This window comes from Moorena producens 3L (genome assembly GCF_000211815.1).
Lineage (GTDB): Bacteria > Cyanobacteriota > Cyanobacteriia > Cyanobacteriales > Coleofasciculaceae > Moorena > Moorena producens.
Map to the genome: position 1 here is coordinate 64,510 of NZ_GL890964.1, position 26,590 is coordinate 91,099.

The following is a 26,590-nucleotide window of genomic DNA, read 5'->3' on the forward strand; positions in this document are numbered from 1 at the left end:
CTTATGCAAGAGGTCTATTTACAAGCGTCTGCGAATTGCTTCTACAATGTTTCGGGTTCGGTGAAGATTCATTAACAAGGCTAGGGTCAATTTTACCGGTAAAAATGCCCAGCTTAATGCTAACATCAAGGGGTTGGGTTTCATCGAAGCATAGGAGTAACCATGGTTGAGCATGTTAGTATAGGTTACTTGCTGGCAAATATGAATCTCTGTGACGGAAAGTCCGCCACGCCGCCATTTTCCAGTGGTATTGGGGTCAATCCCCCGACTTTTTGGTGTAATTTGCTTATGGGATGAGACACCACCTTCATTTTGAGGAACATCCAACATTTTAGGTTGGAACTCCAGACCCAGAAACTGGCAAATCTGTTCCAGGGTCTGTTCTGGATTTGTTACCAAATCTTCAAATCTCACCGTACGACATCGCGGATGATTGGCAAATTTTTCAGCAGCGTTAATCGAGGCATTCCAAAGTTTTGAGATGGTAAAGGGATGATAATTGCACCAAGACCGGAAGACTTCTCGATAGGGAATATTCTTGGCACCCAGGAATTTGATTCGCCACTTATATTTTTGTGACAGCAGTACGTCTCGGGGGTCACGAACCATATTAATAATCCGGCTTTCGGGATAAAGTTCGAGGATTTCAGCCATGTATAAGACATTGCGCGGAGTTTGTTCACAAGGAATCTTCTTACCGTTGTTGGCAGCTTTGTATTCCAGAAATACCTTAAAGACATCCCCAGAGGTTAGTCTTGACTCCGGAAGCTGGGAAATAATTACTTTGGCTTCTTCACTAAAATGACTGGGATCCCCTGGACGCAGAACATCACTATGCTGAATTGATAAGAGGCGAGCGGCTAGCTGTTCTGCTTCTGCCTGAGTCAGGTAAGAGTCCCGATGCTGCTCGGACCATAACTGCCCAAAAAAATGGAGTTCCTCAAAGGTGAAAACCTCTGAATTTAATCCCAAGATTAGACCCATCAGAGTAGTTCCACTACGGGAGTTTCCCACTACAAATATCTGTTCCACTCTGGGTTGATGATCAATCATGATGGGCTGATGGGGTGATAGGGTGATGGGGGAATTGCCAACAGTATGATGATAAGTATATCAGCACTAAGGATTCAGCATAGCAAAAAAATCCTTGTCTTTTTTTGATACTGTTCTCTTTTGCATTTTGCCTTTTTCCTTAAAAAGTGGTGCGTTACGGGGCTACTGGCTACAAAGTTGAATATGATGGTAATGCCGCCCCTAACGCACCCTACTCCTTTTGCCTGTTCCCGATTCCCGATTCCCGATTCCCGATTCCCGATTCCCGATTCCCTACTCCCTATTCCCTACTCCCTACTCCCTATTCTCTTGTTGAACAGACCAGGAATTAACTACTAGTCCAGCCAGTAACCAAAAATAAAAACTAAAGGGTCGCAGTTTAAATGTCCGTTCCACAAAGGTGTACAAAAAAGAAACAATAATTATAGTACAAAGCATCACTCCAAGGGATTTGTATTCCAGGGATGAAGAGGATTTAATTAGAGATTGAGAGGTTTGGTAAAGCCGTAGCAAGATTAGCCAAAAAATCCCCAAACCAACAATTCCAAAATATCCCAGGAAGGCAAACCAGTAGGCATCTTCTAGGAGTTCCACATGCCAGGATAAATGCCGTTGTTCATCTGGGGAGAGAATCACCGAATTTTCTATTCCTCTTTGTAAGGCTCCAGGCTCTGGACCAAAGCCAAACCAGCCTCCTGAATTCATTAAACCATTAACAATAGTCTTGGCTGCCCAACCCCGCTGAGCTTCTAAGTTGTGTTGCCAGTAATCTGGAGAAAAAATCGAGAAGAAATAGGAAGTCAGATCAGGTATTTCACCGTCTTCAGACACTGAAGCTGCTGATGTTTGAAGATTCAATAATGGGGAAATCAATACTACAGTTATCAAAAGTGCTGTAGCAAACCAGAGGATGAGGGCAGTATCTCTTTTTCTGTTGAGATGAATTAAGACTAGAATAGGAATTAGTAGCGATATCATCAGTCCAGCTCGCTTTTTGGAAGCAAAGTTAGCGAAATAGAGCACTAAAATACTAGCGGAGTCTTTGAAAGTGGGAATAATATGACTAGAGTTGGTGTAGACATGGCTAATAAATACTGAAATTGCTAACATCAGGAATCCTGAGAGGATGGCACTGTCGCCAAAGGTGCCAATGCTGGCATTTTTGGCAGCCATTGTGCCGGAGTGGATGACTTGCCTGGTGAATAGTTTCTGACTGATGCTGGCGGGTAAGAAGTATTGGATGGAGGCTATACCTGCCTGGATTAAACTGGCTAGTCTAATACTTTTTAATAAGGTGGCAAGCTGTTCGATAGAAATGTCAATATTAACAACAGTATAGTAAACGGAGATATACCGAAAATTAGTGCGTAAGTTTTTTATGCTGCCTGGAATTCCAGCATGGTTAACCACAATGGAAATCATGCTAGCAATGAAAAAGGCAATAATTAGGATATCTAGGGGGGTTTTTCGTATACCTTTACCAGAGGATAGCCGCAGGTAAATTACCCTTACCATTAGGATGTAAAGGATAATTTCGGGAACAAAACGTATTAAGGCGATTAACGGTGAGGGTAAGGGCAGCCAGTTGAGAACAAAGTCTTCAAAGGGTTGGTAGATGGTGAGGGTTAAAATTATAGCAAATGGTAGTTGCCCTGTTTGCATCGCCCATCTATACCAGGCAATTATTTTGTTCATTGTTGGAAGTTGAAAGTAGGGAGTCGGGAGTAGGGAGTCGGGAGTCGGGAGTCGGGAGTCGGGAGTCGGGAGTCGGGAGTCGGGAGTGGAAAGTGGAAAATTTTCTAAATGCCTGTTCCTTTATGATTTTATTCAGTGGTATTGTAACTAAGTTAGAAATTATGCCTACATCTAAGCTACAGCGGTTTTCATATTAGTGGAGTACACACACGGATTTTTTGCCTGTTCCCTATTCCCTATTCCCTATTCCCTATTCCCTATTCCCTATTCCCTATTCCCTATTCCCTATTCCCTGTTCCCTGTTTCCGGTGCTATAAGCTATGTCTGTTGCTTTAATTGCCCATTACCTTGGTCCTCGCTTAGGCATTGGGCAGTATCTAAATCGATTACTACCACCTCTAGTTGAGGAACTGATCAGCCGAGGCACTAAGGTGAAAATCTTGGCTTCTCCGAATGCGTTTGAGAATACCCCTACCCTACAGGAGTTGGCAGATAGTGTTAATATCCTACCACCGCTGGATTACTCCCCAGCTAAGCGGTATGGTTGGGTGGCGACTCGCTTTAATGGGTATTGTGCTCAAGCAGGAGTAGAGGCTCTTGTCTGGCTATCTAACCCGATCGTTCTGCCGTGGCATCCACCTACTATTGCAGTGCTTCATGATGTGAATGAATGGAAAGCGGCTAATAAGTATGGCGATCGCATAAAAACGGCTTTGCGATCGCTAATTTACCTGGATGCCTCGATTCGTTTTGCCCAGCAGATTATAGTCGTCAGCAAAGCTACCGAGAATGACCTGCTACACTTTCGCCCTAACCCAAGGCTTCAACAGAAGCTGAAAACTATTCCCAATGGAGTAGACTCAGCCCTAGCTAAGTTACCGACCGTCTCAATTCCTGCTCCCACTGGTCCATTCTTGTTATCCGTAGGTCGGATCGATCCAGCTGCTAAGCGTTTACCGGAAGCTGTGGCATTAACCACTCAACTCAGAGAGCTCAGTGGTGAACCTTGGGAATTGCATTTAGTGGGAGGGATGAATACTTCCACCCAAGCTAGCGGTGAAGCATTCCTCAAGTCAATTGAGAGCTTGCCTTGGGTTCAGTATCATGGCCACATAAGCGATCGCATTCTGGCTCAATGGTATCGAGAGGCAACAGCGGTAGTGTTTCTATCTGACCGGGAGGGATTTGGACTACCGATTGCCGAAGCGGCATCATTTGGTCGCTTTGTGGTGGTATCTCAAGGGAATCAAGCTGGTTTGGAAGCGGGGGGGTCTGCCATCATTACCGTTGACCCTGATCAGCCCAGGGAGGCAGCCGAGAAGGTAATGGGTGGCTTGAAAGAAAAACAATTAGCTGAGATTAGTAGTAATTTGCCGAAGTGGGAAACAGCAGCAATGGCTTATGCTGATGCCATTAATGAACTATAGTGCAGGGGGCTGCTGAAATCTCTTACCCTGCTCCCGGTTGTACCGTTTTGTCAAAGGGGAACCTCAAGTGGGAGGACACACGATTGTGTTTACTCCCACTGATGCTTCACTTTTAATGATAAAACCTAGAATCACTCAATTAAGCGCGTCTCAGTTTTGTGCGATACATCAGATAATAAAATGAAGTAAATAAAATCAGGGCAAACAATCCAGCCGAAACTACGGATGTCGTGAGCGGAATCAACAGTAAAGAAGTCAGCAATTCAATTACAATTAAACTAATCAAAATCCCAACCACCATTTGGCGTTCCATAAGACTACAAAGAATTGCTCCGGTTGGCGCACCCACTACCACAACCGGAACCGCTGCTAACCAATAATTACTGACGGGAGTGACAAAATCCCCCAGGATAAAGTTATGAATTAAAAAGCCTGTGACGGCATTAATTGCCATCAAAATCACTGAAGTTGGAGTGCTAACTTTCTCACACAAACCAAACAGTAACACCATTACAGAGTAGGCAAAAACATCCATTCCACTCCCAACTAACCCACTAATCATACCGCCCATTACTCCGACGACTAGAGATAAAATTTTTTCTCGTTTACCCCAGTGTTCAATCGTAAAATTACGTTCAGTCTTAGTTAAATTTAATTGAATTAAAATGAGGGCAAAACTGCTCACCATCATTGTAAATGAAATTTTTATGACTTCGGGAGGAAGTAAAGGAGCCAGAAAAGCTGTTCCCATAAAAATACCTGGAATTCCCCCTAAACTCACCCAACGAATTAACTTCCATTCTACTGGAGTTTTCATAGCAACAATCGTAAAAGATGCGGCACTCATTCCAATACTTTGAATGGCTAAAGAAAAGAGTTTTGCATCGGGGGGAGAGACGTGAAGCCACTTTGTTAAAGCTGGAAAAGCAACTGCGCCTCCTCCCATACTTGTCGCTCCTGCAACCATGGAACCAAAGACCATTGTGAAGGCAAATTCCCAATGTTCAATCAGCTTATAAATAGCTCGACTGGGTTCAAGAATAATCAGCCAGCTTGTCCAAACTGTGAGTACACACAATAGACTATAACGAATAGAACGTTGGGATAAAATAAACTGAAACAATGAATACATAAAATTTAAAAGATTGAATATTATTTGATTGATATGGAAAATAATTTTAGAAGCTTTTTGATTTCGGTTTTGGTAAAACATAATTACTATTGTTTAGCTTTATGATTATCAAAAAATGACATGAGAGAGATTTAAAGCATCATCAAAATATGATAATTTAATCAACAAACAAACTATTGAGTTAAGTTTCATCAGTTGTAACAAAAAATCTAATCAGTTGAGCATCAGAAAGTGAAGGGTTTTTGATCTTTGATAAATAGTGTTTTTAAATAGTCGAGTTCAACTACCATCAATAAGGGCAGAGCTGTTTCATTTTCAGGAATAAATTTACAGGTCAATCGGTTGAAAGGGAGCTGGGGTGCTGGAGAGAGAGTATTTTTAGTAAGAAAAATATCCCTATCTCCCTACCCGTGAAATTTTAGTCGAACTATGAAACAGCCCTGCCTCAATAAGGGGGATCTGAAGGGAGTAAAAGTAAAAATCTAGAGAGAGATAAGAAAGATGTCTGGAATCAGAAAATTGCAGAATGCATAATATTTATGTTGAAATAGCACCAGACATCTCTATCTATTGTGATGAACTTAGAAAGGAAGAGGCCCAGGAACTTGAATTCCTTTCTGAACCGCAGGACGTTCTGCAATTTGATCATGCCATGGGATTAAGCTGGAAAACTGATCGAAGCTAAATCCCATACGTTTAGCAGTATAAATCCAACCCCAATGGGCAATATCTACAATGGAGTATTCATCACCGCAGAGATATTTTTGCTGCTTCAAACGTTGTTCAAGGACACCATACAGCCTTTCAGTTTCTTTGGTATAGCGTTCAATTGCGTAAGGGATTTTTTCGGGAGCAAACAAGGCAAAGTGTGCTCGTTGTCCGAACATTGGCCCAATAGAAGCCGCTTGGAAAAAGAGCCATTGAATTGCTTCCCAACGACCTTGAGTTGATTGCGGTACTAACCGTCCAGTTTTATCTGCAAGATAGAGTAAAATTGCACAGGATTCAAATACCGTTTGTCCAGTTTCTTGATCTACAATTACTGGAACTTTAGCATTAGGATTGAGTGCAACAAATTCTTATTTAAATTGTTCTCCTTCATAGACATTTATATGCTTTACAGTGTAAGAAAGTTCAAGTTCTTCCAAACAAATAGAAATTTTGTGACCGTTTGGGGTATTGTGTGTGTACAGTTCAATCATTGAAGACTCTTGGGTTGATTAGTGAAATGTTCAGTGAACTTGAGAGGAAATCATCAAGATTTAATTGTTTTAAAATAATTAAATCTTGCTTGATTTGTTTTAATTTTTTATACTCTCAATATCTTTATATTACTACAATTAATTGTAGCTTAATTCCGGATGATTTATCTTGTTTTTTTTGATAAATTATTACTCACAAATAATAATGCCAATACAATCACTAATCCGGAATTAAAAATTGAAGGTTCAGGTACAGATTGAAGGGGATATTCTTGAGTCGCTTTGACAATACTCAGCACTTCAGAAACCTCAGAAAGAGATTTCTGAGCCTGATTTGCAAATAAATTATGAGAACGAACAGTAGGATGAATGGGATTCCAGAATACAAATTCATCAGGATTGGTTGCATTCGTATCTAAAAAAGCCTCTGTGACATTAGAAAAGCCAAAGTTAGCTGGATTTTCTATAGCTTGATTCAGGGCTGAATACATATCAACCTGAATAATATTGATGTCTGAATTTTGTTCAACTTCTTCTAAAGCTATTTGCAACGCCGCATTATGATCTCGGGTAGCTTGTGCCAGTCTTTGCTGAACTTCAGGAGAACCATTAACAGCAAGGGGAATTGCACCTAAATCAAAAATATTAGGTATCATAATATTTTTTGCCCCTGCATCGGCTAACTTATCAATTGTTGTTAATAAGTTGGTAATGGGTGTATCAACTTCCGTTAAACTTAAACCCACATAATCATTACCTCCTCCCCAAACCATATAAAGTGCATCGGGATCGGCAACGGGATTTTCGGCGACAAAATCATCAATTTGTGTTTGGATTCCCGGTAAAGGCAGTAGGTTATCGGGTAAAACATCTGTTCTCGGATTGAGAACATTATCGGTTCCTGTCGTTGCACCTCCATGGGCGACATTATTTTCAGGATTGATCTCTAAACCCAACTCAGGGATTAAAGTTTCAATCCAAATTATCCCATTGGTAAAACGTCCTTCAAAATTTGGAAATTCTGGAAAAATACCGTTAGTCAGTTCAAACAAATTCCCATCATCAGAAAAACTATCTCCAAAAACATAAACATCGCTAAAAAGTTTGCCGGGAAGATAACCCTGATATTGACCAACTGTTAGGTAATGATCAATGGGACTCTTGGCTGTACCATTTGCGATCGCATCAGCCACTTCTGGATATTGAGAAAGATAAAAATCCTCATCAAAGATTTGATCGATAGTGATGCTCATCAAAAATTTATCCTTGTCCTAGTTGATTTATCAATTTAAGTCCTAGAGCGGGATTTTTACCCACTCCAGTTTTGAGTTTTTAATATTGAAAAAGTCTGACGCTAAACTTCTGTTTATACCGTTTTATAATACTTTTTTTTAGATGAATTAAACATGAAATGACGTTCTACATTCCATTGATTTGAATTACGATTTTTGAGCATTAAGCCTGCACCTATTGCACCAAAAGCTAACAAACCAATAGGGAAAGAAGACTCAGGTATTGATATTGTGCTAATAATAGCCTGGTCTGCTAGCAGACCAATAAAAGCTCCACCCGTAGGATTTTTTAAGAATAAGTCAATGGTGTTAATGTCATCAGGTAGGGGAATATCTATACTTTGAAAACTCTGGCCAATACCAAACTCAATGGGGATTTCAGTTCCAGTGCCTAGAAAAATGCTACCACCAACGATATCCTCAACAGCACCAGTGCGGATTACGTCTACTGTTGCTACAGAAGACCCTTTCTCAGTGAAGAATTGATTACCGGCAAACTCTAGTGAGCTAGGAAATATAAGCCCGTTTGCTGGGGCAGCTTCCAAAAGTTCTTCAGGATTTACAGGAGGTTGATTAAATGGATCTGTTACGGGCTGACCGACTTCCCGGAAAAAGTCTTCAACTCCTGTAGGTTCATAATAAATGAGTAGCCTCGCCAAATCTGATGTCTGATTTCGGAAGGCGTGCTTGCCATTTTGGGGGCCAAAAATAAGCGTTTCAGATGGTGTCAGTGCTGTTTGGTCTTCTAATTGAAACTCTAAAGTACCATCCAGCATGAAAAACCACTCAGCTTCATCTTCATGGAAGTGTAATGGAGTACCACCGCCAGGGACAACAACGACATCTAATAGTGTGTACTGTTCATCAGTGGTCTCGCCTGTTTCGACAAAGGAAATTCGTCCACCTGCGACCCATGCAGTTTCTAAATCTTGGTAGAATAAAGATGTCGATGATGTATCATCTAACCCGGCTAAATAATCAGTGATAGGCGTGGGAATGGGGCCATTCAAAAAATCAGAGATATCAATCGAGCTAGATGTTACTGTTGAGGAATCCTGTTGTCCATGCTGATGGAAATCAAAACCAAAGTGAGCTTCTGCGGGAAAACTAATTCCCAAAGTTAATAGAAATGAGCTAGCGACGTAAAATGCGGTAGACTTAGTTTTGAGATTCATGGGTATACCTACTAAAAATTTTGACAATGTAATGGTCTGAAATTCCCTGATCTTCCAAGGAATTTCAAAAATCATACAATACCAACGTAGTTCCGGGCAACATTTTTAGCAAAAGTTAATGAAGTTGTCAGTTGAGAGAGTTTGGATTCACTTAACTTGCGTCGAAAACGCACATCTTCTAAATATTCTCCTTCTGGTGAGTGCAGCATGGTTAACAAGCTGTAAGAGAATTCTTGAGCACGCCAGATGTAGGGCAAGCGAATTTCGGAGTACTGCTCAAGATAAGAAATATCATTGTTTTCGAGATAAGCTGTTGAGCATTTAGATTGGGATACCTAAATTGCTCAAAGGGAACAGGTAACAGGGAATAGGGAACAGTAAAACAACCATTTAAATGCGCAACAGCTTAGTAGCTAATCAATGTTTATGCTAGGACTACTGCATCTTGCACCGCTAAATTTAAGCCTTTTCCACCCATTGGGGTAATAATATGAGCCGTATCTCCTACTAATAATAATCGCTGATAACCCATGGGTTCCATCACATAATTTCGCAGCTCCATAATATGCTTTTGAAAGATTTCACCTTCATTTAATGGGCATCTTTTTTTAGCAAGCCGCTGGTGTAAATTACTCCAGATGCGTTCATCTGAGCAATCTTCTAAAGTATCGGTGCTGGGAAATGGAAACCCTGGTTTATCTTGCTCATCTTTGGAAAACACACGACTCATGCTTGTCTATTTATTGTGGGGAAATTTAAAATATTTAATTCCCCCTAAATTTCCAAGATAAATGTTTGTTATAATGGTCTCAGGAAACCTTGATCAAATTAATTTGACTCGAAAATTAATATTCTCATTTAATGATTTACGATTTTTATTCAACAGAGCGCCTGCACTGCAAGCCATGAGTAGTAAACCGGAAATCAAAGAAGGCTCAGGAATATTTACATTCTCTTCATCATTTGTAACACCAAATGTTTTAACAAAGTTTTCTAATTTATACGGATTATCAGCCGTAAATAGTAGAGTGCGAGCGGACAATTGTCCCAAGTTACTAAAACTGTACTTGCTTCCTTCTGGCAAGTAAATAAAGGTATTCGGATCAGCACTAAAAGATTGATCGGCAACATTAATAGTTAGCTCTCCATCCAACGTGTAGAGTGCTAAATCAGTTGGAGCTATTAATAATTCTTCAAGCCCTGAGTTTTGTTCGGGAATAAATACATCGAATAATGAGAGCAGTCCTTCCGTTTGATTCACGTTAGCAACCTGTGTATAATTACTTCCACCTAACCAAAAAGAATTCGGATTCGGATCAGGGAGTAACAGAGGAAAATCATCCGGAGAATACCCATCAATTAAGGTGTAAGTATTATCCTCACCCAAGGTTAAAAGGGCTTTATTTTGTAGGAGTGCAATACTGGTATCAATCGGATCAACTAAGGTCAGTTCAAAGTTCTGATTTTCTGCACCTTCAATACCCGTAATCTCTACGTTCTGAATTCGTTCTCCATCCCCAAAGGTAACAGGAATTTCAGCAACAGTTGAGTCATCTTCAGGATTACTAACAATCAGTGTCGCACTCGCTTCTCCATCAGCTTCACCCGGACGAATAACCACAAGTTCAGGATCACCCTCTTGGGTAATTCCAAATTGAGGGGGAGTAATGAGTAATGAGTCAGGTGCCACCACCCCAAAATCGCTCAACAGTTGGAAGCCACCCTCTATCAATTCAGGGGTTGGAAGTTGAGGAAAAGGTGGATTATCAGAGGTTCCCGGTTGACCCAGCCCTTCAAATAGGCCATCAATTCCAGCTGGGATTACAAACTCTATGTGACGGGCAGGTTGTTCACCTGCATTAACAAAAGCGTGGAGAACATCTTTCGGTTTAGAAATGAAGGTTCCAGGTGTCGCCGTAAAGAGTTGATCTTCCAGTTGATACGTGATTTCTCCATCAAGAACGTAGACAAACTCATCTTCAAGGGTGTGATAGTGAGGGAGTGGCCCACCCGGTAAGGTAGTGAAATCAAAGACTGCTAATTGCCCATCAGTATTGTCACCGATTTCAACAAACTCTGCGTTGTCACTGAATAGCCAAAACCCTGGACGATCTACATCAGGTAATACAACTGGAGTGTCACCATCTGCTGTGATTTCAAGAGTATTTGAAGCTTCAGTAGCATTGGTCGGAATGGTAAAAGAAGAAACATTTGAAGAATCCTGTTGTTCATGCTGATGGAAATCCCAACTAAAGTGAGCTTCTGCGGGAAAACTGATTCCCAAAGTTAAGAGAAATGAGCTAGCGACGTGAAATACGGTAGACTTAGTATTAGGATGCATGGGTATACCTAACTAAAAATTTTGACAATGTAATAGTCTGAAATTCCCTGCTCTCCCAAGGAATTTAAAAAATTATACAATACCAACGTAGTTTCGGGCAAAATTTTTAGCAAAAGTTAATGAAGTTGTCAATTGAGAAAGTTTGGATTCACTTAATTTGCGTCGGAAACGCACATCTTCTAAATCTTCTCCTTCCGGTGAGTGCAGCATGGTTAACAAGCTGTAAGAGAATTCTTGAGCACGCCAGATGTAGGGCAAGCGAATTTTGGAGTACCGCTCAAGATAAGAAATATCATGGTTTTCGAGGTAGTAGCTAATCAGTGTTTCTGCTAAAACTCCCGCATCTTGCACCGCTAAATTTAAGCCTTTTCCACCCATTGGGGTAATAATATGAGCCGCATCTCCTGCTAATAATAATCGCTGATAACCCATGGGTTCCATCACATAATTTCGCAGCTCCATAATACGCTTTTGAAAGATTTCACCTTCATTTAATGGGCATCCTTCTTTAGCAAGCCGCTGGTGTAAATTAGCCCAGATGCGTTCATCTGACCAATCTTCTAAAGTATCGGTGCTGGGAATTTGAAGGTAATAGCGAGAAATCTTGCTATTGCGAAGCATATGAGCCGCAAAACCATCTGGATGTACACCATAAAGAGTATGCTGAGCCGAAGGGGGAGCGTAGGCTAAAATGGCTAACCAGCGATAGTTATATTGTTTGCTGTAAATGTCTACAGCTTCAGAGGGAACAGATTGACGAGCTAAGCCATGATAACCATCACATCCAGCTACAAAATCCGCTTGAATCGTTACAGTTGTTTGATTATCTAAATCAGAACATACAACTTCGACTTTGTCATCACTTTGAATAATCTTTTTGCCTTCATGATGAAAGAGTAAATTACCGCCATCCTTGATATATTTTTCAATCAAATCATCGTTGAGATCGCTTTGAGGATAAACATAATGAACATCTCCTCCACTTAAGTTTCCATATTCAAAATTTAGGCTTTTATCGGGATAGCGAAATTCACAAGAACCGTGAGTATAAGCCTTTTTGAGCAGGGTATCCGCCAGGTCATTTTTTCTGAGGATTTCAACCGTTGTACTTTCTATCACTCCGGCTCTTCCTCTGGCATAAATTTCTTCACGATTGTATTTATCAATGATAATACAGTCTATCCCATTTCTCAGCAAAATACTTCCGAGCACAATACCAGCAGGGCCAGAACCGAGAATACAGACCGATGTTTTTAACTGTGTATAATTTTTCATAGTAAACTCCTGATATGTGTCATTTTTGGTTGAGCAATAATGTGAGTTAAATACCAACATTATTGCTCAGTTTAAGTGAATCATTAAACCGTCACAAGTTGCTTGACAACTGAAGGAAAATGAATTTTTTTTCGTAGCTGTTGAGTCATTGGATGTAAGTCACGGGGTTGAGTTCTGGGGCGGAATAATCCATCCTTTTCCCATCGGTGTTCATTGAGGCTAATTGCCCAAGCATTTAACCAGGCAGACTCCGGAAAATCAGCTAATTTTTCAGGCATTGTATCTTCAAGTGCCATGCGAAAAATAACCTGGGCAAGTTCCTCAAACATTTCTAAACTAGCAATATGATCATCGATGAGTTGCTGCTCAGTTTTATTGGATTGTAAATTACGCGATCGCAATTGCTTGATGAAATCCATTTCTAAGTAATCAAGATACTCATAAGTTCCCCGATTTTGCGAGAGTTCTGCCCAGTCTATAAACAACTTTTGCATCCGGTGAGCTAACAAAAAGAATTGACCTGAACCTTGACGAATTTTTGCCCGTTTTTCAGAGTCAAGGAAAATCGAATTAAACATCAGAGGCGCACTAAATGCCCAGCCGGATAAGGTATCCCAAATCACCTTAATGGCCATGACCAAATCTTGATCAAAGCAGGAGTAAACTTTGTGAATATTATCTTTTACCCCTTCGGAATAGGTGAGTAAAAAGCGATTTGCTTCCGCCACTATTTCTGAAGTTAACTTGCCTTGCAAATCCGCTTCAATCATCTGAGTGACGAGAGAATTTCCAAATCCAATTAGGTCAGTGCCAGGAGAATAGAATGGATCGGGAAATACCCCAGCTTCACCAACACAAGCCCAACGATTATTTGAGAAAACTTGCTTAGAGGAATAGCTATAGTGAGGCATCTTCATAAATTTTTGAGTTGAAATCCCTTGAAGATGATTAGCTAAAGTAGGTTCATAGGTTTGGAGCCAATTAAATGCTTTTTCCTCAGTGTTATGTTCTCCGAAAGGATGAACCGTTTCATCAGTGACAATCCCAATACTGGTATAGTTACCGGGGAGCGGAATCATCCAAATCCAGTAGCCTTTTCCACACAAGTGATTAGTTGAATAATATCGTTGATTTCCAGGGACACGCTCATGCCAGTTTTGGTTACTTTTGGGAACAAAATCACTGACATCCACCCGTTCATTGACCCAGAACCAAACCGCACTATGTTTAGAACTATTCCGTTGAGCTAAACCCAGTTTTTTCTGCAAAAATCGACGACGACCCATCGCATCAATAACCCATTTAGCTTTAATAATATTTTTTTGCTTCGTGTCATCTTGAGTGTAAACAATTTCATGGAATTCTTGATTATTTTTAGATAGTATAATATCAATAATCTTACAATTTTCTAAAGATTCAATTCCTGCTTCGATGTTTAAGTTTCGCAGATCATTTTCAAACTTACCTCGGTCAATTTGATAAGAGGAAGGGGAATGAAATTTAGAGAGTCCGAGTTCAGGACGTTCTTCAAATTTACCTTGAGCATCACCTAAGAAGAAACGGAGTCCCAACTTTGGCATATGATTCAGTTTAAAATAATTATCGCTAAACTGAAGTATTTCAGCAAGATAATAGGAACCGACTTCAACCGTTGATTCTCCAACTTTAAAAGCACCTTCAGGTAGAGGTCGAGCCAAACGGTCGAAGACAATAATAGAAAGATCAGGCATTGTTAACTTCAACTGTCTAGCTAAAGTTGAACCCGCTAAACCACCACCGCAAATTGCTACATCATAAGTCATTGTATTCATTATAAAATCTCCTGCTGTATTGAGAGTAAACCTGATTTTAGTTAACATTAATTCAAAGAAAAATGAGACTAACCTAAGCAAGCCTTTAAAGTCTCAGCTAAGACCTGTACATTCGGTTGATCAAAAATTGAATAATGGTCTCCCGGTACATCGTAAATTTCTAATTTGTCGCTTGCTAAATTACCCCAGCCCTGTTCAGGGTCACGAGTTTCCCAATCTGCTTGATTCGGTAAATAAAACTTATTGAATTTAGCAGGTTTTTTAGCCCGAAACATGGTAATTTTACCGGAATAAACCTGTGGTGAATAAGCCCACTTTGCCTGCATATTCGCCTCAGCTACGATAGCACGACTGAGATGATGAGGTAAAGGTTTTCCTAAACCTAGATAAAGCTTGCAAAGGATGGCTTGCAGTTGGCGTTTAGTAACGTCTTTGAGTTCCTCAAATAGTGACTTGGATAGTCCCAATTGGGATAAGTATTTGAAGTAGTGTTGGTTTCGGAATACAAGGCGAGGAAAAGCACTTTTATTGAAAGTGTCAAACATCACCAGCAATGCCACCTTTTCTCCTTGCTGTTGAAGTTGTTGTGCGGTCTCAAAAGCAATCGTACCTCCCATAGAGTTTCCTCCGATAAAATAGGGGCCATGGGCTTGAACACTGCGAATTTCTTTAAGATAATTAGCCGCCATTGCTTCGATTGTAAAGTCAGGCATTTGTTTGCCATCTAACCCTTTAGCTTGCAATCCATAAAACGGTTGCTCTGAACCTATAGATTTGGCTAATTCTCGTAAGTTCAACACATTTCCTTGTTGTCCATGAATGCAGAAGAAAGGCGGTTTAGAACCACGAGGTTGAAGTGGAACTAATGAAGACCAAGGGAGAGAAGATTCGTTTTCAGCAAGAATTTCGGCCAGTTGTTCAATGGTTGGAGATTTTAGTAGTGTTACCAAGGGTAAAGTTTTACCAAAGGTTTGTTCAATTTGAGTAAACAAACTCATCGCCATTAAGGACTGTCCACCTAAATCAAAGAAGTTATCTCGAATTCCAATGGATTCAATTCCTAATACTTTACTCCATAATTGAACGAGTTTGAGTTGAGTTGAATTGCGGGGTGCAATATAAGCAGGTTTAGACGAATTCCTGGATGGTTTGAATGTAGATTGATTGGCTCGTTTCTCCTCTAATTGTTGCTGTTCAGTTGCGCTTAAAGGGAGTACATCCAAGATAGACTGCTCTGGATTGATTAAAATGTTTTCCAGAATAGTACGATAATTCTCCTGCATTTGAGCAATGGTTGCTTCCTCAAATAAATCAGCATTGTATTTGAATATAGCAGCCAAAGTATCACCTTCTTGAATCAGATAGAGATAGAGATAAAAATCCGCTGTTCCGCTATCAAGATTGAATGTTTCGACATTTAAACCTGGTAATTTTAAGGTATGAATTGTTGTATTTTGCAGTGCAAACATCACCTTAGATATAGGGGTTTGCAGTAAATTTAGAGCGTTAATAATTTCTTGAATGGGTAAATCTTGATAAGCGTAACCTCCGGAGACAACCTGACGAACTTGACTCAAACACTCCCGAAAAGTTTGGTTTACTTTAAACTGTGTCCGTAGAATCAGTAAATTCGCAAAGTAACCGATTAATCCCTTTGTTTCTTTCCGACTCCGATTCGCAATTGGACTACACACAAAAAAATCGTCTTGGTCAGTGTAGCGATATAATAGCACCTTAAATGCAGCTAATAACGTTGCAAATAACGTTGCTCCTTCTTTTCGACTGAAGCTTTTAAGTTGAGTCGTGAGTTCAACAGAAAGTAACTGTTTATTGTAGGCACTAGAATGGGTAGGATTAGTCGGATAAGGATGGTCAGTTGGCAGCTTTAAAGCTTGTAAATTATTGCCAAGTTGTTGCTTCCAATAGTTTAGCAAAGTCTCTTTAAACTCACCTTGAATACATTGACGTTGCCAAACAGAAAAGTCCGCATACTGCACTGGAAGTTCTGGGAGGGGTGAAGATTGACCGAGAGAAAATGCTTCGTAGAGTGTTGCTAACTCCTGAAATAAAACTCCTTTTGACCAGGCATCGACGATAATATGGTGAACATTCAGTAACAGAAAATAATCCTGTTCATCAAGTTTAAAAAGTCTTCCTCGAAACAGAGGCAGTTGAGTCAATTCAATCGGTTGCTCAATATCTACCTTCACTAATTCCATTACCTTCTTTTCCCGTTGTTTTTGAGGGAAGCTCTGTACATTAATTACAGATAAACTAAAGGAGAAAGAGGAGTGAATGACTTGAGTGGGTTGACCTTCAACTAAGGTAAAAATCGTTCGCAAAGCCTCGTGACGTTGAATAAGTTCATTCAGACTTTGCTCTAAAGCCAATGGATTGAGTGAGCCGGAAATGCGAAACCCAAACGGCATATTATAAGCAGCAGCTTTTCTTGGTTCCAACTGTTGTAAAAACCATAACCGCTCTTGAGGAAAAGAGAGAGGAAGTGGATTTTCTCGGGAAACAGAGACTAAGGGTGGAGCTTGATTTTGTAAGCTAATGACCGTTCTAATTGCTTCCCATAGCTCCTTTTTAGCAGCCACTGATTGAGTTGAATTATTGGCAACTGGAGAAGTTTTATGTTGTTTTTTGTTCAATGTTTCGAGTGACATATCAGAGCCTAGATACTGTCCAGAGAGTTGGTGAGGAAGCGGCTGGAGTAAAAAATACTCGCAGCCTAGATAGATTTTAAAAATTTAACAACTTTTTTTTTCTTCAATCATCTCCACAATTGTTGAGATATTTTGAAAGTTATCAAAACTAATCTCACTCACATCTAACTGAATTTCAAAAGTCTCTTGCAAGTTAGAAATTAGAGTCATCGTGTTAATCGAATCTAGACCCAAGTTGAAGATATCTACATCGTATTGCAAATCTTCTAGGGTCACATCGGGTATAACTTCCAAAACTAACCCTTGAACTTGTTCTTGAATTGTTGTAGTTGTCATCATGGTGTTAGGCTCCTTAAAATTTCAGTATTTGGACTGTGATGATATCGGTTTAAACTAATTCCTTTCTCATAATTTTTCCGAGTGGACTTTTGGGAATTTCTGGGCGGAATTCAATGATTTTTGGAACTTTAAACTCCGCTAGACGCTGCTTACAAAATGAAAGAATCTCTTGATACTCACAATTTTTTAGACCTTTTTTGACAATTACAGCTTTAACCAACTCGCCAGCATAAGACCCTTTTACACCGACAACAACAGCTTCTTTAACGTGAGGATGATTCATCAAAATATCCTCTACTTCTATCGGGTCAACTTTGCGACCTCCGGTATCAATGAGCAGCTTCTTGCGACCGGTAATATACACTCGACCCCACTCATCTTTTTTCCCTAAATCACCTGTATAGAAACATCCCTCCTTAAAGGCTTGTTGATTCAGTTCTGGCTGATTAATATAACCTTGGGTTAGAGAACGACTTTTTATCACAACTTCTCCACTCATTCCCATGGGTTGTTCATTCCCACTTTCATTAACAATTTTGAGTTCAACATTATTGAGCGGAAACCCAACAGAGTGATAAATTTTGTTGATGTCTTCCTCTAAATTAATTGCCACAGAGCCAGCCTCAGTACAGCCATAAAGCTGTCGAATAGGAATCCTAAATCGCTGCCAAAACTTATCGAAAATGTCTTTGGACAAGAAGTTTCCGGCTGAAAAGCATAATCTCAAACTAGATAGGTTCACCGAGGTTTTTGTTCGAGTTTCTGCTAAAGCCTTGAAGATATAAGGCACTGCTGGAAAGATTGTAATCTTCTCCGTTTCAATCAGTTCAAAAACTCGCGGACACCGGAAGACAAAGGGAACCTCAACAGGTGTACCATCCTTTTGCAAAACCTGTTCTAAAATAACTAAGGTTGCACCATTACAAGTTGCTGCGAGGAGACAATTTCCTAACCCATGGGCATGATACATCGGAACTGCACAAAGAATCTTGTCTGAGGGCTGAATTTGGGTGGTTTCTGCGAAGTTTTTAACCTCATGGTAAAGACTCGCTTGGGTGCGTGCAATTCGTTTTGGTTTCCCCGTTGATCCGGATGAATATTGATACAGAAGCTCAGAAGAAAGAGCGTTTTCTGAATACTCTTGATGTTGAGATTTTCCTGGCAGAATTAGATGGTAGAGATAGTGGCTTCCCGGATAAACACCATCCACAACAATTAACTCAATTTTTCGGTCAATATTTGCAATAATATCCTGAAAAATTTTGGCACGCTTGAGGTCAGTAATTACTGCTTTTGCCTTGCTATCACTGAGACAATAACTCAGTTCTTCGGCTTTGAATAAATGATTGAGGGGCAGAACAATTCCCTGTAACTGAGCAACAGCATAGAAGCTATAAACAAACTCAGGACAGTTGGGTAAAACAAAAGCGACACAATCACCTTGACCAATTTCTAGAGAACTTAATCCCTCACTTAATCCTTGAACTTTGGAGTCAAGTTGCTCATAGCTAATTCGGGACTCATTATAGACAAGTGCTGTATGTTTTGGAAAGGAATGGGCAGCTTCTTTCAACCGTTTAATAATCATACTTTTACCTCTATTATGGGACCTTATCAACCGATACTATTAGAGCTTTCGCCTAAAATTATTTTCCGGAAACTTTTCTGTAATCATCATAGTGTACTGATGATTGGAGATGACGCAGTAGGTTCTATACAGGAGATTTTCTTCGGGTTCAATCTGGAAATAATCGGCTAAATCACCTGCATGTTCTTTGCCAAGTTCGACATTTTCTTTGAAGATTTCTACCTTATTTTCGACCCAGAGTTTCCCAATGGGAGTTTTGGTCTGTAACAGTTGGGTTCGCATTTTTTCATTCAGTCTGTCGAGAACTAAAATTGAATCGGCATAGACATAATTGCGGTCACTCATCTTACCTTGAAGTAGCACTTTGCGAGCGATGACTTCTGTGCCTTTTTTGAGGTTCATCGGCAGGATGTCTTCTGTGATTGTAATCTGGTCTTCAAACAGCTTTTTGATTTTGATTGCTTCCCCCGAATAGGCTTCAATCATATCCGTAACAGTGCCGTTTGTCGTCAGCAATATTCGCTGGAATGGGCTGAGTAATACAGGTTGAATATAATTCCGTTTTCTCGGAAAGTTTTGGGAAAAAATTGGCCTTAAGACTAGGGTTTGAGCGTTCATTTGCATTATTTCTCTAGAATTGGGCAAAAAGATCTGTTTGATGAGATATTGTGAGTTGAATCAATCTAAGTTAGCCTTCAATTTTTTCTTCAACTCACAACAAGTTTTAAACAATGGCACTGAATTTTTGGGTAGCTTGAGGGCATGAAGGGGTGAGGGCTAACTTTTCCGGCCAACGACCCACTGTTTCACCAATAACTGCCATTTCTTGCATCAGTTCTTGATAACGATGAGGCGTCAAGGATTGAGGGCCATCAGACAGGGCTTGGGAAGGGTTGGGATGAACTTCTATCATCAGAGCATCAGCTCCTGCTGCAATTGAAGCCATTGCCATTGCCGGGACGTATTCGGCTTTACCAGTCCCGTGACTGGGGTCAATCATAATGGGAAGATGAGTCAATGTCCGCAAGACAGGAATCACGGATAAATCGAGGGTATTGCGGGTATATTTGCGGTCATGGGTGCGAATTCCCCGTTCACACAAAATAACATTGGAATTTCCGGCTGCTAAAATATATTCAGCCGCCATTAACCATTCCTCAATGGTTGCGGACATTCCCCGCTTCAGTAGAACCGGTTTCTCTTGATCACCAACTCTTTTTAACAGAGAAAAGTTCTGCATATTACGAGCACCAACTTGGAGAATATCTGCAACAGTTGCTATCTTTTCAATGTCGGCTGCATCCATTACCTCGGTGATAATTCCCAAGCCTGTTTCTTGACGTGCAATGGCCAGCAATTCCAAACCACTCTCACCATGCCCTTGAAAAGCATAAGGGGAAGTCCGAGGTTTGTAGGCTCCACCACGTAGGAAATGAGCACCTGCTGCTTTAACTTGTTGGGCGGTTTCGACAATCATCTGTTCATTTTCAACCGAACAAGGGCCGGCAGTTTGAACGATGGGACTGTGTTCGCCAAAAGTAACAGAACCGTTCGGTGTTTCAACAATAATTTCACTGGGTTCACCATGTCGGAAGTCTCGACTCGCCCGTTTAAAGGGATGTTCAACTCGTGATACTTTTTCAATAAAAGGACTGACAGCCTGAATTTTTAAGGGATCGAGTTCAGCCGTGTCACCGACTAAACCAATCACCACTCGGTGTTTGCCGATGATTTTTTCGACGCTGACTTTGTATTGGGACAGTTCGTGTTTAATGCGTTCAATTTCGACTGTCGGAGTGGCTGCTTTGAGGACAATTATCATGCTTTATTTCCGTTGAGATTGGGTTTTATGATTTGGGAAGTGATTAACCGGACTTGATCTAACATCAACTTAGTTTTGACGAAGATCAGAAGTTGATATGTAGAGTGTGTAGGTCTTGGTGTGCATACTGAAAAACCCTTGATTGTTAGCTTCTAAAAACTTATCGGGGTTCAGCGTATGTTTTATGCCGAAGAACGATTTTTTTTTCGAAACTTCTCAAAACTGACCTAGACCATTGGGTGAACAATATTCACCGAAGCCTTGCTCCACTTGAGCTCAAACCAATTTCCAAACCTAGGTCTGATCAAGGGAACAGGACTTACTCAAAACTGGAATCCAAACCCTATAAGTGGTAAGTTGAGTTAGTAACGCACCCTACCAGTAGCCCTTGAGATTGGGTTGTCTGATTTGGGAAGTGATTAACCGGACTTGATCTAACATCAACTTAGTTTGGACGAAGATCAGAATTTGATATGTAGAGTGTGTAGGTCTTGCTGTGCATACTGAAAAACCCTTGATTGTTAGCTTCTAAAAACTTTTCGGGGTTCAGCGTATGTTTTATGCCGAAGAACGATTTTTTTTTCGAAACTTCTCAAAACTGACCTAGACCATTGGGTGAACAATATTCACCGAAGCCTTGCCCCACTTGAGCTGAAACCAATTTCCACACCTAGGTCTCATCAAGGCAACAGGACTTACTCAAAACTGGACTCCAGGAAAATTGGCGTACACCAATTACCAATTACCGATTACCAAGTCAACTTCGTAAGTCCTAGCAGGAATGAATACTTCCACCCAAGCTAGGGGTGAAGCGTTCCTGAAGTCAATTGAGAGCTTGCCTTGGGTTCACTATCATGGTCACATAGCGCGTTCGCGTAGCGTGGCCGAAAGGCCATCGCATTCGCGGCTCTTTGGTATCGACAGGCAACAGCGGTAGTGTTTCTGTCTGACCGGGAGGGATTTGGACTACCGATTGCCGAAGCCGCATCATTTGGTCGCTTTGTGGTGGTATCTCAAGGGAATCAAGCCGGTTTGGAAGCAGGGGGGTCTGCCATCATCACCGTTGATCCTGATCAGCCCAGGGAGGCAGAAGATCAGGAAACCCCCTGGAAGAACTCCTAGCTGCGATCGCGGTAGAGCAACCACCCACGAAAAACTTAGCACTAGCCAGATATCCGGCTGCTGACTGGATTACGAAACAGGTAATAGTCAGGACAAAACTAACTCCATCTTTGCCCCTTGGGGAAGAATGATGGATCCAAACTAGGACTTGGATAACTTCTTTTTAAAGACATCCGAGTTGAACTTAGCAGCGATTAGTTGAGGGCTGTTCGACCCCAGAAGGTATGGCAAAATGCTCATGGCTTCTTCTGGTTGCCATGGGTCTACTCCTATGCGCTTCAATAAGGTCTTGACCTGTTCAGACACCATGGCACTTCCAGACCAGGGTGCCCAATTGATGCTCAAAGCAGGTAATCCTAGGGCTTGACGATGATGTGCGATCGCATTCAGGAAAGCATTAGCAGCAGCGTAATCGGCTTTTCCCTGACAGCCCCACAGGGAGGCAATTGAGGAGAAGCATACGAAAAAGTCTAGGTTCATCTCTTGGGTAAGTTTATGCAGCAGCCATGCCCCCATTACTTTAGGTTGCAGGGTAGCCTGAAGTACATTCAGGTCCATCCCTTGTATCTCCTGATAATTTTCAATCCCGGCAGCATGGATAACACCTTTGAGGGGAATCTGAGTGTTACGCAAGTGTTCAAATACCTCAGACATCTCATCCTGATTACTGACATCAGCCTGAGCCACAATCACCTTGGCTCCCATGGCTTTGAGTTCTTGAACCGCGTTAACCCGTTTCCAAGACTCACTGTCTTGGGGTAAGCTTGCCCACTGATCTGATGGTGGAAGTTCTCGGCGTCCTAGTAGCACTAGGTTTTTTGCCCCTTGTTCAACCATCCACCGGGCAACCTGGAGTCCTAAACTGCCCAAGCCACCAGTAATCAGGTAGATACCATCAGCCTGTAGAGTTAAAGATTCGGTTTGAGTGGGTTTGCTAGATACCAGGCGAGCCACATAGCGTTTTCCCTGGCGGAATGCTACATGGTCTTCCCCGTCTCCGTGCCAAATTTCTGAGAACAGAGCCATGGCCTGTTGCGTAGCACCCTTATGATCAGAATTATCAGAATTATCAGAATTATCAGATATAGATGGGTCTAAATCCAGTAGCCCTCCCCAAATTTCAGAGTGTTCTAGGCCAATTACTCGTGCCATGCCCCACAAAGAGGCTTGAGCCAGTGCTACCGGAGCAGGGTTGGCTTCCACTGCTTGGCTGCCAGAGGTTACTAACCACAATTTCGGTAAGGTTGAACTACCAGTATTGACCAGTGCCTGAACTAGTCCCTGAACTAGGTGCAGTACGCTTCCACAACTCAATACGTGAGACTCTTCGAGAGAGGATGGTGTGAGTGCTTCAGACTGTTCAGTCTCTAGACTCCACAGATGAATTACTCCATGACAGGGCAATGGATTATTTCCAAGAATTTCCTGGAACAGCCGCTTAAAATGATTGGGATCAGCAGGGTTGATGGTTCCAAGTCCTCCTGGTAGGCTTTGGTCAACTTCACCTGGATAAATCAGGCAACAGCTCTGACCATGCGATCGCAAATTTTCTGCTAATGCCTGTCCTACGCCACCGTAATCCGCAAAGATCACCCATTGACCAGGCTCAGTTGCTTCAGTGGCCTGAGTTTCTGCTTCGGGTGTACGCTCTTGAAGTTGCCACTGAATCTCGTACAGGGAATCCTCGACCAGGGAATCGGTCAGGGACTCTGGGGTAACCTCCTGTTGCTCTTCCCCTACCAACAAGTTCGGTAGTGGTGTTTGAGATGGTGTTTGAGATTTCTGCTCTACCCAATACCGTTCTTTCTGCCAAGGGTAGCAGGGTAAACTCACAACCCGAGAATTGGAAGATCGGAATAGTTTATGCAACGCGACTGTAAAGCCCTGGGTGTAGAGTTTACCTAGAGAGGTGAGCATGGTGGCCCGTTCCCCCTGACTAGGGCGTAGGGAGGGTAAGACAACCCCCGCTTGATCGAGATGGTTGAGGGTTTGAGCAATATATCCGGAAAGGACAGGGTCAGGGCTAATTTCTAAGAAGATGGTATGACCAGCTTCCACTAGCGCTTCAATAGCTGGAGCAAAGCGGACAGGTTGCCTGATATTTTGCCCCCAGTAGATAGCATCGAAAGCTGAACCTTCACTAGAGCTACCGGTAACTGTAGAGTAGATGGGAATAGTTTCTGGCTGGGGTTCGAGCCCTTCCAGTTCCTGCACCAATTCCTGCTGAAAGGGTTCCATTTGGGAACTATTGAAGGCATAATTCACTGGCAGCAATTGGCATAACACCGACCGTTGCCGCTGTGCCAGGAATTCAAGGAATAATTCCATTGCTGTAGACTCTCCAGACACCACCGTTGAGGTGGGACTGTTAATTGCTGCGATGCCTAGGTTGGGGTTTGCCGATTCGAAAATAGGATCGTATTCAGACAACAGTTGTTCTGTATCCGCTACGGAGAGTTCCAATGCTGCCATCTTGCCATTGCCTGTAGCTTGCTGCATCACGCGACCGCGATCGCAAATTAACTTCACAGCATCGGTTAAGCTCAGAGTACCAGCAATGTGAGCTGCTGCAACTTCACCTACACTGTGACCCACCACTGCTTTTGGCTCTATGCCCCAAGAACGCCACAGCCGAGCCAAGGCAACTTGTAGGGCAAAAATAGCAGGCTGAGCAATTTCCGTTTCCCCAAGGCGGGATTCAGACTCGTCCGCTGTTAACTCCGCTAACAATGACCAGTTAGCCTGGGAGCGAATCAGGGCATCGCACTCGTCTATAGCCCCTCGAAATACTGGTTCCGATTGCAGTAGCTCCCGTCCCATCCCCCACCATTGAGGCACCTGACCAGAGCAAACAAAAACTACATTCGGGGGGCGGTTGCCCGGTTCACTACCACCAGCTAGGTCAACATCTGAGGGGTCTTGGAGTAAATCTTGCAGGCGCTCCTTCGCGTCTTCAGGGGAGTTAACTACCACAGCTAAGCGGTGTTGATGGTGAGTGCGCCGGACACTAGCGGTGTAGCAAATGTCCTCTAATAAGGTAGGGTCGATATCTCTAGTGGCTAACCAGTCTTGATAAGCCTGAGCCAGGGATTTGACCGCTTCTGGACTATGGGCTGAGAGCGGTAGTAAGTAGGGTGGCTTGAGGGGTCTTGTCTGATCCGGGACTTGGGAGGATTCAGGAGCTTGTTCTAAGATCACATGGGCGTTAGTACCGGCAAACCCAAAGGAACTGACCCCAGCCTTGGCTAAACCAAACTCCTCAGGCCAAGGACTTAGAGTCTGCTGAACCCGTAGCGGTAGAGTATCGAAGGGAATATCGGGGTTAGGGTCTTCAAAGTGCAAGCTGGGGGGTAGTTGTTTATGTTTGAGGGATAAGGCAACTTTGATTAAACTAGCAATGCCAGCAGCAGCTTCCAAATGGCCAATATTGGTTTTAACTGCTCCGACAGCACAATAGTTTCCCTCCTGACGATCAGTGGCAAGCACGGAAGCGAGGGCGATCATTTCCATGGGATCTCCCAGGGGTGTGCCAGTACCATGGGCTTCAATGTAGCTAATTTCCGAGGGTGCTACGCCAGCATTGTCTAAGGCTTGAGCGATCAGTTCTTCTTGAGCTGAACCATCGGGAACCGTCAGTCCCTTGCTACGACCATCGTGGTTAACCGCACTGCCTCGGATAGTGGCGTAAATCGGGTCATTATCAGCTAATGCCTGGGATAGGGGCTTGAGGACAATGCAACCTGCTCCTTCACTGCGAACGTAGCCATTGGCTTTGGCATCAAAGGCTTTGCAGCGACCATCGGGAGACAGGGCTTTTAGCTTACTTAGGGCAATGTGACCAATGGGTGACAGGATAATATTCACACCCCCAGCCAAAGCCAAGGTAGACTCTCGAGTCCAAAGACTCTGACAGGCCAGGTGAACTGCAACCATTGAGGAAGAGCAGGCGGTGTCGATTGCGATCGCAGGGCCTTTAAAGTCGAATAAATAGGAAAGGCGACCAGCGGCAATATTCAAGGCATTACCGGTCAGATCGTATCCTTGGGGCTGAGTGGAATAATCTGGATGAGTGTAGCTGTAATCATTGTTGGAAATTCCCACAAATACTCCAGTTCGGGAGCCAGCCAAGTGGTCTCGCACCTGTCCTGCATCTTCCAGGGCTTCCCAAGCCACCTCTAGCAATAGCCGTTGTTGGGGGTCCATGGCAGTGGCTTCTTGGGGGGAGATGCCGAAGAAGTGGGGGTCAAACTGGTCTACTTGGGGCAAAAAGCCCCCGTAGCGAGAGTTCATTTTGCCAGGAGTATCTGGGTCAGAATCATAGAGGTCATCGAGATCCCAACGGGTTTTGGGGATTTCAGTAATGGCATCGACTCCATCACATAATAATTGCCAAAAAGCCTCTGGATTTTCGGCACCAGGAAAACGACACCCGATGCCAATTATTGCAATTGGTTCCATGTTAAAAATCCTTTTAATTACAACGTAATAGTCTTGAAATTGAGTCTTATTGATTAGTCAATTTATGTGTGGCGTGTAATAGTCAAGACTAAAGTTATTGGGGAGCATCCCATTGCTGTCAATCTAGGATCTAAACCAATCAATTGCAATACTAGAGATAACAGCATTTTTTCATGATACTTTTTCCAA

21 protein-coding genes and 1 pseudogene are annotated in these 26,590 nt (G+C 42.2%); 4 read left to right on the forward strand and 18 right to left on the reverse strand.

The features are described from left to right. Positions 1-18: 18 nt before the first annotated feature. Positions 19-1,053 (reverse strand): sulfotransferase family protein, encoded by a 1,035-nt coding sequence (locus tag LYNGBM3L_RS26180; protein WP_008188530.1) that lies wholly within the window; start codon positions 1,051-1,053, stop codon positions 19-21. Between the two features lie 146 nt (positions 1,054-1,199). Here LYNGBM3L_RS26180 and LYNGBM3L_RS41760 point away from each other — a divergent pair, with 146 nt between their 5' ends. Next, the gene (locus LYNGBM3L_RS41760) at positions 1,200-1,385 is read left to right on the forward strand and encodes a hypothetical protein (protein WP_143764235.1); all 186 of its coding nucleotides are present in this window, start codon (positions 1,200-1,202) and stop codon (positions 1,383-1,385) included. Here the strand turns inward: LYNGBM3L_RS41760 and LYNGBM3L_RS26185 are convergent. Next, positions 1,348-2,748: a hypothetical protein gene (locus LYNGBM3L_RS26185; protein WP_008188531.1), complete on the reverse strand. Its 1,401-nt coding sequence runs from the start codon at positions 2,746-2,748 to the stop codon at positions 1,348-1,350. The genes LYNGBM3L_RS41760 and LYNGBM3L_RS26185 overlap by 38 nt on opposite strands. Before the next feature lie 2 nt (positions 2,749-2,750). Between LYNGBM3L_RS26185 and LYNGBM3L_RS41765 the strand changes: the two genes are divergently transcribed. Together LYNGBM3L_RS41765 and LYNGBM3L_RS26190 are read left to right on the forward strand one after the other, a co-directional pair. Continuing rightward, entirely contained in the window at positions 2,751-2,945 is a 195-nt protein-coding gene (locus LYNGBM3L_RS41765) for a hypothetical protein (RefSeq protein ID WP_131827249.1), read from the forward strand. A 123-nt stretch (positions 2,946-3,068) separates the two neighbouring features. Next, entirely contained in the window at positions 3,069-4,175 is a 1,107-nt protein-coding gene (locus tag LYNGBM3L_RS26190) for a glycosyltransferase (RefSeq protein ID WP_008188533.1), read from the forward strand. Between the two features lie 139 nt (positions 4,176-4,314). Here LYNGBM3L_RS26190 and LYNGBM3L_RS26195 read toward each other — a convergent pair whose 3' ends face one another. The 15 genes and pseudogenes from LYNGBM3L_RS26195 to aroF all read right to left on the reverse strand — a co-directional run bounded on the left by LYNGBM3L_RS26195 (position 4,315) and on the right by aroF (position 20,821). Further along, positions 4,315-5,388 (reverse strand): sulfite exporter TauE/SafE family protein, encoded by a 1,074-nt coding sequence (locus tag LYNGBM3L_RS26195; RefSeq protein WP_008188534.1) that lies wholly within the window; start codon positions 5,386-5,388, stop codon positions 4,315-4,317. A 500-nt stretch (positions 5,389-5,888) separates the two neighbouring features. Next, entirely contained in the window at positions 5,889-6,194 is a 306-nt protein-coding gene (locus tag LYNGBM3L_RS47885; RefSeq protein ID WP_008188536.1) for a glutathione binding-like protein, read from the reverse strand. A 99-nt stretch (positions 6,195-6,293) separates the two neighbouring features. Continuing rightward, a pseudogene (locus LYNGBM3L_RS49010) lies at positions 6,294-6,374 on the reverse strand (glutathione S-transferase family protein); the annotation flags it as partial. A 299-nt stretch (positions 6,375-6,673) separates the two neighbouring features. Further along, positions 6,674-7,762: an SGNH/GDSL hydrolase family protein gene (locus LYNGBM3L_RS26205; protein ID WP_008188537.1), complete on the reverse strand. Its 1,089-nt coding sequence runs from the start codon at positions 7,760-7,762 to the stop codon at positions 6,674-6,676. 113 nt (positions 7,763-7,875) lie between these two features. Next, entirely contained in the window at positions 7,876-9,051 is a 1,176-nt protein-coding gene (locus LYNGBM3L_RS34290; protein ID WP_008188538.1) for a cupin domain-containing protein, read from the reverse strand. Beyond that, positions 9,048-9,233 (reverse strand): hypothetical protein, encoded by a 186-nt coding sequence (locus LYNGBM3L_RS46690; RefSeq protein WP_008188539.1) that lies wholly within the window; start codon positions 9,231-9,233, stop codon positions 9,048-9,050. The genes LYNGBM3L_RS34290 and LYNGBM3L_RS46690 overlap by 4 nt, the downstream gene beginning before the upstream one ends. Before the next feature lie 167 nt (positions 9,234-9,400). After that, positions 9,401-9,706 carry an FAD-dependent monooxygenase gene (locus LYNGBM3L_RS46695; RefSeq protein ID WP_008188540.1) on the reverse strand — a complete coding sequence of 102 codons (306 nt, stop codon included), beginning with the start codon at positions 9,704-9,706 and terminating at the stop codon, positions 9,401-9,403. 93 nt (positions 9,707-9,799) lie between these two features. Beyond that, a complete protein-coding gene (locus LYNGBM3L_RS34295; protein ID WP_161603191.1) occupies positions 9,800-11,260 on the reverse strand; it encodes a cupin domain-containing protein in 1,461 nt (486 codons plus the stop codon). 129 nt (positions 11,261-11,389) lie between these two features. Further along, positions 11,390-12,592 carry a 4-hydroxybenzoate 3-monooxygenase gene (locus LYNGBM3L_RS26230; protein ID WP_008188542.1) on the reverse strand — a complete coding sequence of 401 codons (1,203 nt, stop codon included), beginning with the start codon at positions 12,590-12,592 and terminating at the stop codon, positions 11,390-11,392. An 83-nt stretch (positions 12,593-12,675) separates the two neighbouring features. Beyond that, a complete protein-coding gene (locus LYNGBM3L_RS26235) occupies positions 12,676-14,403 on the reverse strand; it encodes an NAD(P)/FAD-dependent oxidoreductase (RefSeq protein WP_044494878.1) in 1,728 nt (575 codons plus the stop codon). A 68-nt stretch (positions 14,404-14,471) separates the two neighbouring features. Continuing rightward, complete coding sequence (locus tag LYNGBM3L_RS26240) at positions 14,472-17,072, reverse strand: condensation domain-containing protein (protein WP_008188544.1); 2,601 nt, start codon at positions 17,070-17,072, stop codon at positions 14,472-14,474. 84 nt (positions 17,073-17,156) lie between these two features. Then, on the reverse strand, positions 17,157-17,411 hold the full coding sequence (locus LYNGBM3L_RS26245) for an acyl carrier protein (RefSeq protein WP_131827248.1): 255 nt from the start codon (positions 17,409-17,411) through the stop codon (positions 17,157-17,159). Positions 17,412-17,460: 49 nt separating this feature from the next. Beyond that, complete coding sequence (locus tag LYNGBM3L_RS26250; RefSeq protein ID WP_008188546.1) at positions 17,461-18,999, reverse strand: class I adenylate-forming enzyme family protein; 1,539 nt, start codon at positions 18,997-18,999, stop codon at positions 17,461-17,463. A 39-nt stretch (positions 19,000-19,038) separates the two neighbouring features. Further along, positions 19,039-19,617 carry a chorismate--pyruvate lyase family protein gene (locus LYNGBM3L_RS26255; protein WP_131827247.1) on the reverse strand — a complete coding sequence of 193 codons (579 nt, stop codon included), beginning with the start codon at positions 19,615-19,617 and terminating at the stop codon, positions 19,039-19,041. 106 nt (positions 19,618-19,723) lie between these two features. After that, the gene (gene aroF / locus LYNGBM3L_RS26260) at positions 19,724-20,821 is read right to left on the reverse strand and encodes a 3-deoxy-7-phosphoheptulonate synthase (protein WP_008188548.1); all 1,098 of its coding nucleotides are present in this window, start codon (positions 20,819-20,821) and stop codon (positions 19,724-19,726) included. A gap of 936 nt (positions 20,822-21,757) precedes the next feature. Here aroF and LYNGBM3L_RS46700 point away from each other — a divergent pair. Then, complete coding sequence (locus tag LYNGBM3L_RS46700; RefSeq protein ID WP_008188549.1) at positions 21,758-21,943, forward strand: hypothetical protein; 186 nt, start codon at positions 21,758-21,760, stop codon at positions 21,941-21,943. Between the two features lie 141 nt (positions 21,944-22,084). Here LYNGBM3L_RS46700 and LYNGBM3L_RS26270 read toward each other — a convergent pair whose 3' ends face one another. Next, a complete protein-coding gene (locus LYNGBM3L_RS26270) occupies positions 22,085-26,401 on the reverse strand; it encodes a type I polyketide synthase (RefSeq protein ID WP_008188550.1) in 4,317 nt (1,438 codons plus the stop codon). Between the last annotated feature and the right edge of the window lie 189 nt (positions 26,402-26,590).

Excerpts from the sequence above, each read along its gene's own strand:
- LYNGBM3L_RS26180 (WP_008188530.1), bottom strand. The coding sequence starts at position 1,053 with ATGATTGATCATCAACCCAGAGTGGAACAGATATTTGTAGTGGGAAAC.
- LYNGBM3L_RS26185 (WP_008188531.1), bottom strand. The coding sequence starts at position 2,748 with ATGAACAAAATAATTGCCTGGTATAGATGGGCGATGCAAACAGGGCAA.
- LYNGBM3L_RS26190 (WP_008188533.1), top strand. The coding sequence starts at position 3,069 with ATGTCTGTTGCTTTAATTGCCCATTACCTTGGTCCTCGCTTAGGCATT.
- LYNGBM3L_RS26195 (WP_008188534.1), bottom strand. The coding sequence starts at position 5,388 with ATGTTTTACCAAAACCGAAATCAAAAAGCTTCTAAAATTATTTTCCAT.
- LYNGBM3L_RS47885 (WP_008188536.1), bottom strand. The coding sequence starts at position 6,194 with ATGTTCGGACAACGAGCACACTTTGCCTTGTTTGCTCCCGAAAAAATC.
- LYNGBM3L_RS26205 (WP_008188537.1), bottom strand. The coding sequence starts at position 7,762 with ATGAGCATCACTATCGATCAAATCTTTGATGAGGATTTTTATCTTTCT.
- LYNGBM3L_RS34290 (WP_008188538.1), bottom strand. The coding sequence starts at position 9,051 with ATGATTTTTGAAATTCCTTGGAAGATCAGGGAATTTCAGACCATTACA.
- LYNGBM3L_RS46695 (WP_008188540.1), bottom strand. The coding sequence starts at position 9,706 with ATGAGTCGTGTGTTTTCCAAAGATGAGCAAGATAAACCAGGGTTTCCA.
- LYNGBM3L_RS26230 (WP_008188542.1), bottom strand. The coding sequence starts at position 12,592 with ATGAAAAATTATACACAGTTAAAAACATCGGTCTGTATTCTCGGTTCT.
- LYNGBM3L_RS26235 (WP_044494878.1), bottom strand. The coding sequence starts at position 14,403 with ATGAATACAATGACTTATGATGTAGCAATTTGCGGTGGTGGTTTAGCG.
- LYNGBM3L_RS26240 (WP_008188544.1), bottom strand. The coding sequence starts at position 17,072 with ATGTCACTCGAAACATTGAACAAAAAACAACATAAAACTTCTCCAGTT.
- LYNGBM3L_RS26245 (WP_131827248.1), bottom strand. The coding sequence starts at position 17,411 with ATGATGACAACTACAACAATTCAAGAACAAGTTCAAGGGTTAGTTTTG.
- LYNGBM3L_RS26250 (WP_008188546.1), bottom strand. The coding sequence starts at position 18,999 with ATGATTATTAAACGGTTGAAAGAAGCTGCCCATTCCTTTCCAAAACAT.
- LYNGBM3L_RS26255 (WP_131827247.1), bottom strand. The coding sequence starts at position 19,617 with ATGAACGCTCAAACCCTAGTCTTAAGGCCAATTTTTTCCCAAAACTTT.
- aroF (WP_008188548.1), bottom strand. The coding sequence starts at position 20,821 with ATGATAATTGTCCTCAAAGCAGCCACTCCGACAGTCGAAATTGAACGC.
- LYNGBM3L_RS26270 (WP_008188550.1), bottom strand. The coding sequence starts at position 26,401 with ATGGAACCAATTGCAATAATTGGCATCGGGTGTCGTTTTCCTGGTGCC.